This window comes from Parasedimentitalea nitratireducens, assembly GCF_057444295.1.
Genome location: NZ_JBYAXC010000002.1, coordinates 933,818 through 946,347, shown reverse-complemented (window position 1 = coordinate 946,347; position 12,530 = coordinate 933,818). Strand labels below are relative to the sequence as shown.

At 57.0% G+C, this 12,530-nt stretch carries 17 protein-coding genes and 1 other RNA gene; 12 read left to right on the top strand and 6 right to left on the bottom strand.

Going from position 1 to position 12,530, the window contains the following annotated elements; all coding sequences use genetic code 11:
• Window position 1 precedes the first annotated feature (1 nt).
• The 4 genes from AC2T28_RS10400 to AC2T28_RS10385 all read right to left on the bottom strand — a co-directional run bounded on the left by AC2T28_RS10400 (window position 2) and on the right by AC2T28_RS10385 (window position 3,829).
• On the bottom strand, window positions 2–1,192 hold the full coding sequence (locus AC2T28_RS10400) for a toxic anion resistance protein (RefSeq protein WP_486748899.1): 1,191 nt from the start codon (window positions 1,190–1,192) through the stop codon (window positions 2–4).
• A gap of 20 nt (window positions 1,193–1,212) precedes the next feature.
• Window positions 1,213–2,106 (bottom strand): 5-bromo-4-chloroindolyl phosphate hydrolysis family protein, encoded by an 894-nt coding sequence (locus AC2T28_RS10395; protein WP_486748898.1) that lies wholly within the window; start codon window positions 2,104–2,106, stop codon window positions 1,213–1,215.
• Window positions 2,107–2,335: 229 nt separating this feature from the next.
• Window positions 2,336–2,776, bottom strand: coding sequence for a DUF4265 domain-containing protein (locus AC2T28_RS10390; protein ID WP_486748897.1), 441 nt, complete (start codon window positions 2,774–2,776; stop codon window positions 2,336–2,338).
• Between the two features lie 24 nt (window positions 2,777–2,800).
• On the bottom strand, window positions 2,801–3,829 hold the full coding sequence (locus tag AC2T28_RS10385) for a pseudouridine synthase (RefSeq protein WP_486748896.1): 1,029 nt from the start codon (window positions 3,827–3,829) through the stop codon (window positions 2,801–2,803).
• Between the two features lie 61 nt (window positions 3,830–3,890).
• Between AC2T28_RS10385 and AC2T28_RS10380 the strand changes: the two genes are divergently transcribed.
• The 4 genes from AC2T28_RS10380 (at window position 3,891) to AC2T28_RS10365 (ending at window position 5,986) form a co-directional block, all read left to right on the top strand.
• Window positions 3,891–4,340 (top strand): nucleoside deaminase, encoded by a 450-nt coding sequence (locus tag AC2T28_RS10380; RefSeq protein ID WP_486748895.1) that lies wholly within the window; start codon window positions 3,891–3,893, stop codon window positions 4,338–4,340.
• 126 nt (window positions 4,341–4,466) lie between these two features.
• Entirely contained in the window at window positions 4,467–5,036 is a 570-nt protein-coding gene (locus tag AC2T28_RS10375) for a TetR/AcrR family transcriptional regulator (protein ID WP_486748894.1), read from the top strand.
• Between the two features lie 35 nt (window positions 5,037–5,071).
• Window positions 5,072–5,359, top strand: coding sequence for a YciI family protein (locus AC2T28_RS10370; RefSeq protein ID WP_486748893.1), 288 nt, complete (start codon window positions 5,072–5,074; stop codon window positions 5,357–5,359).
• Between the two features lie 18 nt (window positions 5,360–5,377).
• Window positions 5,378–5,986, top strand: coding sequence for a DNA-3-methyladenine glycosylase I (locus AC2T28_RS10365; protein ID WP_486748892.1), 609 nt, complete (start codon window positions 5,378–5,380; stop codon window positions 5,984–5,986).
• A gap of 102 nt (window positions 5,987–6,088) precedes the next feature.
• On the opposite strand, the gene AC2T28_RS10360 is transcribed toward AC2T28_RS10365, so the two are convergent.
• On the bottom strand, window positions 6,089–6,355 hold the full coding sequence (locus AC2T28_RS10360) for a hypothetical protein (protein WP_486748891.1): 267 nt from the start codon (window positions 6,353–6,355) through the stop codon (window positions 6,089–6,091).
• 134 nt (window positions 6,356–6,489) lie between these two features.
• Window positions 6,490–7,182 carry a metal-dependent hydrolase gene (locus tag AC2T28_RS10355; protein WP_486748890.1) on the bottom strand — a complete coding sequence of 231 codons (693 nt, stop codon included), beginning with the start codon at window positions 7,180–7,182 and terminating at the stop codon, window positions 6,490–6,492.
• Window positions 7,183–7,370: 188 nt separating this feature from the next.
• Between AC2T28_RS10355 and gatC the strand changes: the two genes are divergently transcribed.
• The 8 genes from gatC (at window position 7,371) to AC2T28_RS10315 (ending at window position 12,485) form a co-directional block, all read left to right on the top strand.
• A complete protein-coding gene (gene gatC / locus AC2T28_RS10350) occupies window positions 7,371–7,658 on the top strand; it encodes an Asp-tRNA(Asn)/Glu-tRNA(Gln) amidotransferase subunit GatC (RefSeq protein ID WP_167682559.1) in 288 nt (95 codons plus the stop codon).
• Window positions 7,659–7,662: 4 nt separating this feature from the next.
• Complete coding sequence (gene gatA / locus AC2T28_RS10345; RefSeq protein ID WP_486748889.1) at window positions 7,663–9,150, top strand: Asp-tRNA(Asn)/Glu-tRNA(Gln) amidotransferase subunit GatA; 1,488 nt, start codon at window positions 7,663–7,665, stop codon at window positions 9,148–9,150.
• A gap of 40 nt (window positions 9,151–9,190) precedes the next feature.
• Window positions 9,191–9,946 (top strand): hypothetical protein, encoded by a 756-nt coding sequence (locus AC2T28_RS10340; protein WP_486748888.1) that lies wholly within the window; start codon window positions 9,191–9,193, stop codon window positions 9,944–9,946.
• Window positions 9,943–10,635 carry an N-acetylmuramoyl-L-alanine amidase gene (locus tag AC2T28_RS10335; RefSeq protein ID WP_486748971.1) on the top strand — a complete coding sequence of 231 codons (693 nt, stop codon included), beginning with the start codon at window positions 9,943–9,945 and terminating at the stop codon, window positions 10,633–10,635. Before AC2T28_RS10340 ends, AC2T28_RS10335 begins: the two co-directional genes overlap by 4 nt.
• Before the next feature lie 11 nt (window positions 10,636–10,646).
• Window positions 10,647–11,064, top strand: an RNA gene (rnpB, locus tag AC2T28_RS10330) — RNase P RNA component class A.
• Between the two features lie 107 nt (window positions 11,065–11,171).
• A complete protein-coding gene (gene rpmG, locus AC2T28_RS10325) occupies window positions 11,172–11,339 on the top strand; it encodes a 50S ribosomal protein L33 (RefSeq protein ID WP_008206879.1) in 168 nt (55 codons plus the stop codon).
• 75 nt (window positions 11,340–11,414) lie between these two features.
• A complete protein-coding gene (locus AC2T28_RS10320) occupies window positions 11,415–11,900 on the top strand; it encodes a GNAT family N-acetyltransferase (RefSeq protein ID WP_486748887.1) in 486 nt (161 codons plus the stop codon).
• Between the two features lie 72 nt (window positions 11,901–11,972).
• A complete protein-coding gene (locus tag AC2T28_RS10315) occupies window positions 11,973–12,485 on the top strand; it encodes a hypothetical protein (RefSeq protein ID WP_486748886.1) in 513 nt (170 codons plus the stop codon).
• Window positions 12,486–12,530: the final 45 nt, after the last annotated feature.

The window sequence follows — 12,530 nt, the reverse complement described above, 5'->3', positions numbered from 1 at the left end:
CTTAAGCAGGCACCGAAGAAGAAGCAGTATCGCCGACACCATCCTTGCGGGCCTTGGCCGAGGCCAAGGTGTCGCGCAGCTCGCTCTCCATCTTCTTCAGTTCTTCTTCGGCAGCCGCACGTTTGGCTTTGCCTTCGTCGGCGATGGCCAGACTGTCTTGGATGGTGCCAATCAGATCAGCATTGGCCTGTTTCACCGCTTCGATGTCGAACACACCGCGTTCCATTTCTTCGCGCACCATTTTGTTGCTGGACCGCAGGTTGGCGGCATTGGCGGTCAGCAGCTCGTTGGTCAGGTCGTTGGCTTCGCGCACGGCTTTGGCTGCCTCGGCGCTGCGCTGGATGGTCACCGCCTGGGCCAGCTGGGTTTCCCACAGCGGCACGGTATTCACCAGAGTCGAGTTGATCTTGGTGACCAGCGACTTGTCGTTTTCCTGCACCAAACGGATCGAGGGCAGCGACTGCATGGTGACCTGACGGGTCAGTTTCAGATCATGCATCCGGCGTTCCAGATCATCGCGAGCAGCGCGGATGTCGCGCAGTTCCTGCGCCTGCATCACCTGCTCGCCTTCTGGTGCGGCGTTTACTTCGGCCTCTTTGGCGGGGATGGTGGTGCCATCCAGCTCAGTAAGCTTTTCCTGACCAGCGGCAATATACAGGCCCAGCTCGTCATAGAATTCCAGCGTTTTGGCATAGAGCACATCCAGCGATTTGATGTCCTTTAGCAGCGTGTGTTCATGACCCAGCAGGTTGTCGGTGATCTTGTCGATCTGGCCCTGTACGGTTTCAAAGCGGGCAGTGAACTTGGCAAATGGGGCAGCCTTGCCAAGGATACGCTCCCAAAAACTTGGCTTGCGGCGCACATCCAGTTCCGAGACAGAAAAGCCGCGAATGGTGGTGACAATATCGCGCAAGCTATCGCCCGCAGGGCCCACATCCTTGTTGCGCACATCTGCCAGCATCGCCTGCGAGATAACCTGCAGCTCTGCCTGAGCAGCTGATCCGAACTCGATGATCGAGTTGGTGTCTGCCATGTTCAGCTGATCCATGCGAACACGGATTGCTTCGCTTTGTGGCGCGTCAGCCTGTTCCAGCGTCTGGATCTCGGCCACGGGCTCAGGCAGTACAATCGCGGTGGTTTCCTTGACCAGAGTTTCTGCTTCGACGGCTTTCTGTTTTACAATCTCGGACATAAAGTCATTCCTTATATTAATCAGGTCAGATCCAGATGGACCCCTTCGCGCTGCAAACGATCGCGCAGCACGTCAATTTCAATGGTCAGATCGCTGCGATCTTCGAGCAGCATCTTGCGGTTGCGGGCGGCAAAGTTCTGTTCCAGATCATCCAGCAGTGACAGATAGTCGGTACGGGCCTGAGCGTCACCGCTGCGGCCATAGATATCGGCAAATTTCACCGTCGCATCACGCGCACCCTGCAAATACACGGTCATGTACTTGCGCGCGGCGGTCAGGTCACGCGGGTCTTCCTCAACCGTACGGAACAGGTCGCGGGCGACGGATTGGAATTGCTCAATGCGGGCCTCGACCTGACGGTCCTGGGCGCGCAGGGCGGCGTCCTTCATTTCAGCCAGATACTCTTCGGCATCATCCACCACACGGGCCACGCGGGATTGCTGAAAATCGTCAATGCCCTCAACACCTTTGTCTTGCATTGGGTCCAGACCAAACGACGCCATATGCAAACCCAGAGCCGCAGCTCCATAGGTGGCGGCGATCAAAATGCCGGGTTCGGCTTTCCAGGCGGCAATTGCGCCGCCAAGTCCGGTTAGGACGGAGGCGATGATCTTACGCGGCAGGGCCGGGCGTTTGGCCACGCGTCGGGCGTTATAGGCCGTTTCGGCACGCAGGCCTTCGCGCAACATCCAGGCAGCGGCGGTCCAGACGCCAGCGCCAACCAAACCTAACGCAAGGCCGCTGGCCCCATCCAGCAGGGAAAACAGCAGCAACACCGCAGGTGGCACAAACATCAGATTTGAGCGCAGGCCAATTGGGTCTGTTTGCGCATTTTTATAAGAGTTCTGCACAGGTGAATTCGCCTCGGCAGAGGTTCCATCGGGGCTGAATTGTCCGCCAAATCGTTTGGCCATGTGATTAAGCTCCCACAATCCAGCCGGTGCTCAGACCGAACATCAAGATCAATAGGGCCACAAAGGCAATTTTCCGCACGCGGGTTCTCCCGAAGACACTGTTCTGCCAAAGAAACTAAGGGATAGCAGGTCGTGTTGCTAGGGGGAACTCGCGCGCAATGCGATCATCTGCGGGGATTCTTGCCGACGGGTGTTGTTCATTGGCTGCAAAGAAGCAGCAGCAAAAATGCTAGATGTCTTCGTGCCGAAGGCACGGAAAAGCGATGCTAAGCCCGTGTTGGTTTGGGTATCGCTCCACCAAGTGGTCACACTCCGCCAAAGACGTTTCGGCAGGGAGGCAGACTGAAAGAAGAAAATATTTGCGTAGCCCTTCGAAGGTGCAGCTGAGGTTGGTCAACTGTTTCGAAAGGCTGTCAAATGCAGCATCATCTTTTACAGCCATCCAAATTGTCGTGTTTCCTGAGTGGCTAACAGGGGTGTGTCCGACAACTTCGCCATCAGCACTTTTCTGCAATTTCACGGCATCCGAGATGGCAGCCCCTTTTATGAAAAAGGGCGATGACAGAACACGAAAGACATTTTCTGTGCCGGTGCTTTCAACCCAAACATGTTCAATGTTGATGGGAGGCCAGCCCTCATCAACATCCAGAAGAGACGGAATTTGCAGCACAGAAACGTCCTTGAATGGGGCCGATCAGCGCGTACGGGGATTCTTGCCAACGGGCTTGCCACCTGAGCGCCCGCCAGAACGCCCATCGGGGCGTCGGCCGGGTTTACCCGTAGGCTTTCCACCGGATCGGCCACTGGGTTTTCCGCCGTCAGACCGACCCTGACCCTTGTTGGCAAAACGACGACCATAGGGCCGTTCATCCTCTTCGGGTGGCTTGGGTCGGCCAGGTCTGCCTGCCATGGTGCTGGGCTTCTTGCGCACCACGCGTCTGGCGTTCTTGGGCTTTTCCGGTTCCGGCTCAGCCTCAAGCCCCAGTTGGTCGCGCATCACTTTGCGGCGGATTTCTTCAACCGCGCCCAGTTTCAGCTGGCCCAGCTGGAACGGACCATAAGACACCCGCAACAGCCGGTTCACGGTAAAGCCGATGTCTTCGATGGCGCGGCGGATCTCGCGGTTTTTGCCTTCGCGGATACCGATGGTCAGCCAAGCGTTCGCACCTTGCTGACGGTCTAGCGCCACTTCCATCGGCTGGAAGCGTTCTCCGTCAATCACCATGCCCTTTCGCAGCGGCTCGAAGTCTTTTTCTTGCGGGCGACCATTGATCCGCACCCGATACTTGCGCAACCACCCGGTTGAGGGCAGTTCCAGCTGGCGCTTGATGCCGCCATCGTTGGTCAGCAATAGCAGGCCTTCGGAATTCAAATCCAACCGGCCCACCGTCATCACCCGTGGCAGATCCTCGGGTAGCTCGTCAAAAATGGTTCGCCGACCTTTTTCGTCGCTGTTGGTTGTCACCAGACCCGAAGGCTTGTGATACAACCACAGCCGCGCTGGTTCCGGATCACCCACGGGTTTGCCGTCGACGGTGATTTTATCCTGAGGCGTGACGTTCAGCGCTGGGCTATCGATCTGCTTGCCATTGACGGTCACAAGGCCAGCATTGATCATGCGTTCCGCCTCACGGCGTGAGGCAATACCGGCACGGGCCAGCACTTTGGCGATACGATCACCAGTTGGGGTGGCGCCGGCGGGAGGGGTCTGAGATTGGGTCATAACCCGCCCTTAGACCATTCTGAGCGGTTGCGAAAGCATACTTTCCAAGGCAATTAGAGGCATGGTTTTCAAATCTCATATGGAACAGGCGCTTAGCGAGGCGCGCGCGGCGGCGGATCGGGGGGAAGTTCCGGTGGGGGCGGTGCTGATCGACCCGCAGGGGCAGGTGGTGGCCGTGGCGGGTAATCGGACCCGTGAGCACTGTGATCCCACCGCCCATGCCGAAATTCTAAGCATCCGCGAAGCTTGCGCTGCTACTGGCTCGGAAAGACTGACGGGCTATGACCTGTATGTGACGCTAGAGCCCTGCGCTATGTGCGCCGCCGCCATTGCCGCCGCGCGAATTGGGCGGGTGTATTACGGTGCGTCTGATCCCAAGTCTGGTGGCGTGGCCCATGGGGCGCGGGTGTTCTCACACCCGCAAGCACATCACTCTCCTGAAGTTTATGACGGCATTGCTGAAGATGAAGCAGAGAAAATGCTGAAGGATTTCTTTGCTGCCAAGCGCTGAATTGCCCCTTTTCTGATAAGCCTAAATCTAAGTCGAGATGCGCATTAGGTCGATTGTCCTAATTTTGCCTTTTCATGTTAGGTCAATTGTCCTAGTTTGCGTGGAATCACTTTGGAGGGACATCTGGTGCCCAAGACCAGTACGCGGGATAAAATCGTCGAAGCTGCCGACCTGCTGTTTTATCAGCGCGGGTTTGAGCATACATCATTTGCTGACATTTCTGGCTCGGTTGGGATTTCGCGGGGCAACTTTTATCACCACTTCAAAACCAAGGATGAGATCCTGACGGCGGTGATTGATCTGCGGTTGGCCAAGACGCGCGCGATGCTGCGGGACTGGCAAGCAGAGGGGCAGGGCCCGGCAGAGCGCATCGGCTGTTTTATCCAAATCCTGATTGCCAATCAGGCCAAGATTGTCTTGTACGGCTGCCCGGTTGGCACGTTGGTGTCCGAGCTGGCCAAGCTGGATCATGCCTCGCAAGATCACGCAAACGCCGTGTTCACCTTGTTTCGGGACTGGCTACGAGCGCAGTTTACGCAACTGGGGCAGGGCGAAGAGGCTGATGCCTTGGCGATGCAGCTCTTGGCACGCAGCCAAGGCGTTGCCACTATGGCGACGGCCTTTCGGGATGCCGACTTTATCGAAGCAGAAGTCAGCCAGATGCGGGGCTGGGTACAGTCTTTGGCTGCGGCATAGATCTACAGAACAACAAAAATATAAGGAGTGCACCGATGTTCATCGTGCTGTTGAGATTCTCAAACAACAAAGACCGCGCCAGCGAATTGATGGAGGGGCATAAGGCCTGGATCCAGCGTGGGTTTGAGGCCGGGGTGTTTTTGCTGGTCGGCAGCATGAAGCCCATGGCGGGTGGCGGTGTGCTGGCACATAACATCTCGCTGGAAGAGCTACAGGTTCTGGTTGCCGAAGATCCCTTTGTTGTTGAGGGTGTGGTAACGTCTGAGATCATCGAGATCTCACCAGCGCGCGCTGACGAGCGCCTGAAGTTTTTGATGGATTAAGCAGGGAAAGCGCATTTTATGAGCAATATTACCACAGGCCCCGATGGTCTGGATCGTTGCAGTTGGAGCGGTTCGGTGCCGGAGTTTCTGCCGTATCACGACAATGAATGGGGCTATCCGGTTAGCGACAATATCCGTTTGTTTGAGAAGGTGTGTCTGGAGAGTTTTCAGTCGGGCCTCAGCTGGCGGACAATCCTGAACAAGCGCGAGAATTTTCGCGCGGCGTTTGATGGGTTTGACTACGGCAAGGTGGCGAAATACACCGAGGATGACGTGGAGCGGTTGTTGCAAGATGCGGGCATCATCCGCCATCGCGGCAAAATCAATGCCGTGGTCAACAATGCCAAACGCGCGCTGGAGCTGGAGGCCGAGGCCGGTTCATTGGCGGCGTTTTTCTGGAGCTTTGAGCCGGATCCCAAAGATTTGCCAGAGCCACAGACCCAGACCACCAGCCCCGAATCTGTGTCGCTGTCGAAAGCACTGAAAAAACGCGGCTGGAAATTTGTCGGCCCCACCACCGCCTTTGCTTTCATGCAGGCGATGGGGCTTGTGAATGATCACGCCCGGGGTTGTGTGTGTCGAAATAAGGCCCAGAAGGCGCGGCAGGCGTTTGTGCGGCCTGAGTGAAATGAACTAGTTATCATTGATGATTTTCAATGCCTGTTCGTGAGCCTTTTCAGTCAGCTCATATGGGAATAGGCATTCGCTGAGAGCATCAATGATCTCTTTTTACGTGGTGGCCAGCCCGGCATCTTTTATGTCCTTGGCGGCGAGGATGGCGGGGAAGAGTGGTTCAAGCTCCCAGCGTTCGGGTTCCTTGAAGCGATTGAAGACGGATTTTACACCGGGATCAGTTACTGGGGCCTCAAGGCAATGTTTGATTACTTTGTTGATTACTTCTATCCCGCAGAGGTCTCGTGACTTCTCAGATTGAAATTTCGCAGTAAGTAAAGTTGAAACGAGTTGCCATCGTTCCAAGTCGTTCAATTCAAGCATTTTATCACTCTATTTGTGCTGAGGGCAGCATTTGTTTGTGTCTCAATCGTTCGGGCAATTGGCCCGGACCGCGCCTGAACTTCGCCCCGGGAAGGCGCTTTGCACCTCCCAAAGGTCAGGCGCGGTCCTGCTCTTTAGATCTCGATCGCTTGCATCACTTCTGGCTCGATCACGTCAACATCTGGCAGGGCTTTGGTAAGAGTCTCGGCGCTTTGCTCCAGAATGGGGAAGCTTTTGTAATGGCAGGGGATCACGGTTTTGAAGTTGAAATACTTCTTGGCGGCAAAGGCTGCGCCGCGCATATCCATGGTGAAATGACCGCCGGCACATAGGATGCCAATATCGGGCTGATAGTATTCGCCCATCCAATCCATATCCGCCATGATGTCGGTGTCACCTGAGACATAGATCATGTGCCCCTCGGCGGCGATCATATAGCCGCATTCGCTGCCGCCAGCGCGAGGACCGTCTTCGGTTGCAAAGGTAGATGAGTGTGTGGCGTTGACCATCGAAACCTTAACCCCACCCAGATCAACCGTGCCGCCCTTGTTGAAGCCAATTGTTTTGATCTCTTGGGTTTCGGACCAATAGCCAATCAGGTCGTACTGACCGACCACTGTAAGACCCAGCTTCTTGGCCAGCGGCAGAACATCCACCACATGGTCAAAATGCACATGGGTCAGCAGGATATGCGTAGCCCCTTCGATGGCCTTGTCATGGGCGACCTCGGGTAGCACCGGGTTACCGGTGAGCCAGGGGTCGATCAACAGCACCTTGTCGCCGGTCTCAATTCGGAAAGAGCCATGGCCGAGCCAGATGATTTTCATGTCTAATTCTCCCGTTCACCGCTCTGGGTGGTTTTGTCCCAAACAACTGAGTGTGTTTGAGATCAAAGTGACCGCAGATCCGGCTTCCCGACAAGCCATTTTTGCTCAAAGGTCGATATCCGTTCGACCTAGGCTTGCAGCAGCGCGCCCAGAGCGGTAAATGCCAAGGCAACGTATATGAGGTTCCCATGTCGATTGACCAAAGCACCGCCGCCAAAGTGGCCAAACTGGCCCGGATTAAGGTAGAAGATGACGCGCTGCCTGCGCTGGCAGACGAGTTCAACACCATCCTTGGCTTTATCGAGCAACTGAACGAAGTTGACGTCGAAGGCGTTGAGCCGATGACTTCGGTCACGCCGCAGCGTCTGAAACGCCGCGAGGATGTGGTCAACGATGGCAATCAACAGCCCAAAGTGCTGGCCAATGCCCCCGACGCCCGCGAGGGTTTCTTTGCTGTGCCTAAGGTAATGGAATAAGAGCATGACTGATCTGAACAAACTGGGCCTGGCCGAGGCCCGCGACCTGCTGCGTAAAGGCGAAACCACTTCTGTTGAGCTGACCCAGTCCTGCCTGACGGCCATTGATGCTGCTGGCGCACTGAATGCTTTTGTCCACAAAACACCTGAGCTGGCACTGGAACGCGCTAGAGCAGCAGATGAACGCCTGAAGGGCGACGATGCGCCTGCCATGTGTGGCCTGCCGATTGGCATCAAAGATCTGTTCTGCACCAAAGGTGTCGACACCCAGGCTGGCAGTCGCATTCTTGAAGGTTTCAAGCCCGAGTATGAATCGACTGTATCGCAGAACCTGATCGACAATGGCGCGGTGATGCTGGGCAAGCTGAACATGGACGAATTCGCCATGGGCTCGTCTAACGAGACCTCAGTTTACGGCAATGCTGTCAGCCCCTGGCGTCGTGACGGCAGTGAATCTGAGCTGACACCGGGTGGTTCATCCGGTGGGTCTGCTTCGGCTGTGGCCGCTGATTTGTGTTTGGCCGCAACCGGCACCGACACTGGTGGCTCGATCCGCCAGCCTGCAGCCTTCACCGGCACTGTTGGCATCAAACCCACCTATGGTCGTTGCTCGCGCTGGGGCACTGTTGCCTTTGCCTCGTCGCTGGATCAGGCTGGCCCGATGACCAAGTCGGTGCGTGATGCTGCCATCATGTTGGAAGCCATGTGTGGCCATGACGCCAAGGATTCGACTTCGGCTGATCTGGCGGTGCCGAATTTTGAGGCGATGCTGACTGGCGACATTAAGGGCAAGAAAATCGGTATCCCCAAGGAATACCGCATGGACGGTATGCCCGGTGAAATCGAACAGCTCTGGGCCGATGGCACCGCGATGCTGAAAGCTGCTGGCGCCGAGATCGTTGATATCTCGCTGCCGCACACCAAATACGCGTTGCCTGCCTATTATGTGATTGCGCCAGCTGAGGCCTCGTCCAATCTGGCCCGTTATGACGGCGTGCGCTATGGCCACCGTGCCACGCTTGAGGCGGGTGACGGCATTACCGAGATGTACGAGAAAACCCGCGCCGAGGGCTTTGGCCACGAGGTGCAGCGCCGGGTGATGATCGGGACTTATGTTCTGTCGGCTGGTTTCTATGACGCCTATTACAACCGCGCCCGTCGCGTGCGTACGCTGATCAAGAAAGATTTTGAGGATGTCTTTGCTGCGGGTGTGGATGCGATCCTGACCCCTGCGACACCTTCGGCGGCCTTTGGTCTGGGTGAGATGACAGATGCGGATCCGGTACAGATGTATCTGAACGATGTCTTCACCGTGACTGTGAACCTGGCAGGTCTGCCGGGGATCTCGGTTCCGACTGGTCTGGATGCGCAGGGTCTGCCGCTTGGTCTGCAGCTGATTGGTAAGCCATGGGACGAGGGTGATTTGCTGAACACCGCCTATGCGCTAGAGAACGCAGCCGGGTTTGTAGCCAAACCGGGCAAATGGTGGTAAGCATCCGCGCAAACACGAGCAGAACCGGCAGGTAATAAATATGCGTAACTTTGTATCCCTCATCACTGTGGGCAGTGTACTGGCCTTGGCTGCCTGTACGCCGCCTATTCCCGATAGCGGGGCCGAAGCCGGTTTTGACACCAGTCCCTTTGACGCGCCGCTGCCAGCGGGGAGCACCATCACGGGTGAACCGTTGGTGCCGCCGATCAAGGTGGACAGCACACCGCTGACCACACCCACGGCTGCACCACGTAGCCCAGCCACAACAACTTCGGCTGGTACTCTTAGCGGTGCGGATATCGCCAACGAAACCGCAGCGGCGCTGTCGGCTGCGCAATCCAATTCCGGTCAGGCTCCGGTTGAGGCCAGCCCATCAAATCCGGCGCCAGTTGTGGTCGGCAATGCTGGCATTTCGGATGAAAATAGTTTTGACGCTGTTTCAGCTCGGCAAACCATTGAAAGTGATGCCGACAGGATTGAGCAAAACCGTTCACAGTATCAAGTGATCGAACCGACACCGGTTCCTGTTCGTCAGGGCACTGCTGGCCCCAACGTTGTAAGTTACGCGCTGAGTGCGACCAATCCGCTGGGCAATCGTATTTATACGCGTGCGGGTATCAATCTGCGGACCAAGGCCGAGCGCAATTGTGCCGGTTATCGGTCAGCCGACATGGCGCAACAGGCGTTTCTTGAAAATGGCGGCCCGCGCCGGGATCGTCTGACCCTTGATCCCGATGGCGATGGCTATGCTTGTGGCTGGGATCCATTGTTGTTCCAGCACGCGGTGCAGAACTGAGCGGCGCGGCAGATACCGCTGCAGCTTGCTGGCATCCAAGTCCGAATTTCGGGCCGCGCCGCGATGGGCTGACGCCCAAACTGATCGTGATCCACTATACTGCGATGGACAGCGCCGAGGCGGCGTTGCAACGGCTGTGCGCCCCTTCTGTCGAGGTCTCGGCCCATTATCTGATTGGTGCTGACGGGACTTGCTGGCAGATGGTGGCCGAAGATCAGCGCGCCTGGCACGCCGGTGCCGGGGAGTGGTGTAGGCTGGACGACATTAACTCTCGCTCCATTGGCATTGAGTTGGACAATCGCGGCGATCATCCCTTTGCCGAGCCGCAGATGGCAATGCTGGAACAGCTGCTGTCAGAGATCATGACACGCTGGGCGATCCCAAGCCAGAATGTGATTGGTCATTCCGACATGGCACCGGGGCGCAAGTTTGATCCGGGGGCTCGGTTTGACTGGTCTCGGCTGGCGCGTCGCGGTCTGGCACGACCAACACCAGCTGGCATTTCCGGGGCAGACCTGCCGTTTGTAGATTTGGCTTTGGCAGCTGGATATAGCTGCGCAGCCAGCGAAACAGAGCTATTGCGTGCTATTCGTGATCGTTACCGGCCCTGGGCCAAAGGGGAACCGTGTGAGGCGGATAAGTCGCTGGCACGTGCGCTGGCCCTTGACCCGCCCATCACTTCGACCTAACCACGCCCTGCGCAGAGGGCTGGATGGCCGCGGGGGGCGTAAGCCCCGCGAGGAAAGTCCGGACTCCATAAGGCATTGGTGCCGGGTAACGCCCGGGCAGGGCAACCTGACGGATAGCGCCACAGAAAACAGACCGCCGCGGCGTGTCAGAGGTTCGCCTTTGGCAAAACGCGGTAAGGGTGAAACGGTGGAGTAAGAGACCACCGCGCTGCTGGCAACAGGAGCGGCACGGCAAGCCCCACCAGGAGCAATGCCAAATAGGACCCCCGCGTGGGCTGATCCCGGCAACGGGATATCGCCGCTAGGTACGCTTTAACCGAGAGGGGTCGGGTTGGCAGCTTGAGGTTCGCAGCAATGCGCGCCCTAGAGGAATGGTCATCGAAGGGGGTAACCCCGGAACAAAATCCGGCTTATAGGCCCTCTGCGCAAATATCCCCACCGAATCCTATTGACTTGGGGGCTGGGGAGGGTACAAGCCGACCTCGAATAGAGATTTACCGGAAGGCCCCTGCCTTTTCGGACGCAGGAGAAGCACAATGGCGAAGCCTACCACAATCAAAATCCGCCTGAACTCGACCGCGGGCACCGGCCACTTCTATGTGACCAAGAAGAACGCACGGACAATGACCGAGAAAATGGTCATCCGTAAGTATGACCCGGTTGTACGCAAGCACGTCGAGTACAAAGAAGGCAAAATCAAGTAAGCCTTTTTTGTCAGGATTGACAGACAACAGGGTCTCGCAATTGCGGGGCCCTGTTTCGTTTTGCAGGAGCCCATCATGAGTTTTACCGTTCGTGCCTCGACCAGAGCCGATTTTGCTGCGGTTGATGCGCTATTGGCCCGTAGCTATCCGATCCTTCTTAAGCCAGACTATCCACCATCGGTGCTGGTAACGGCGTTGCCTATCATTAGCCGGGCCCGGCCCGAGCTGATTGAATGTGGCAGCTATTACGTTGCCGTGGAGGACAGTGATATTCTGGGGGCTGGCGGATGGACTCGGGATCGCCAGAGGGCGGACAAGGGGCATATTCGCCATGTGGTAACCGATGACCGGGCGCTGCGCCGCGGGGTAGGACGTGCGATCCTTGGGCATAGTATCAAAACGGCGCGTCAGTCGGGGTTGCAAGAGTTGGAATGTGCTTCGACGCTGACCGCGGTTGCGTTTTACCAGTCGGTGGGATTTGAGGTTGAAAAGCAAATTGATATTCAACTAGCCCCTGGTATTCATTTTCCTGCCGTTACGATGCGGCAGTTCCTTAGCTGAGCCAATTGCCCCACTCATGCCCCATTTGTCGCGTAGGCCTGCTGCATATGCTTGCTGCCAAACAGGATCGCCATGACACGTATATTTGCTCTGACTTCGCTAACTGTTCTTGTTCTGACATCTTGCGGCCCGGCGCCGCAGGGGGCAGGATTTACCGGGATTGGCAGTGAACCTGTTGGTCTGTCCTCTTCTGCGCCAAGTGCTGACGCGCGGCTGATGGCCTCGCAGTCCGGCTCTGCATCGACGTCGCTACCGCGCTACCAGGTTAGCAGTTCCTCGTATAATCAGGCTGAGCTGGCAAATCTGGCGATGGCTGCAGGGGGGGGCAGTGCCTCGTCTGCCAATTCGGTGCAACTTGCCGGGCACAAAATTATGGTTAGCATTGCCGAAGTTGGAGGTGAAGCCTTTCTGGTGGGGCGTGGGCCAAGATCTCTGGGGGCGGATGTGCTGGAGCCGGGTGCTGACAAAGCCCTGCTGGGCGGCGTGACACAGCTGACCGGCTGTCACCATCAGGGCAAGGTCTATCGCACGGGCCGGTCACAGGTCCAGCCCGAGGCCTTGGCGATCCCTCTGTCCTGCGGTTAAGCAGAAACACGGTCCTGACTAGAGTCAATTCCAGCTAAATTGCTG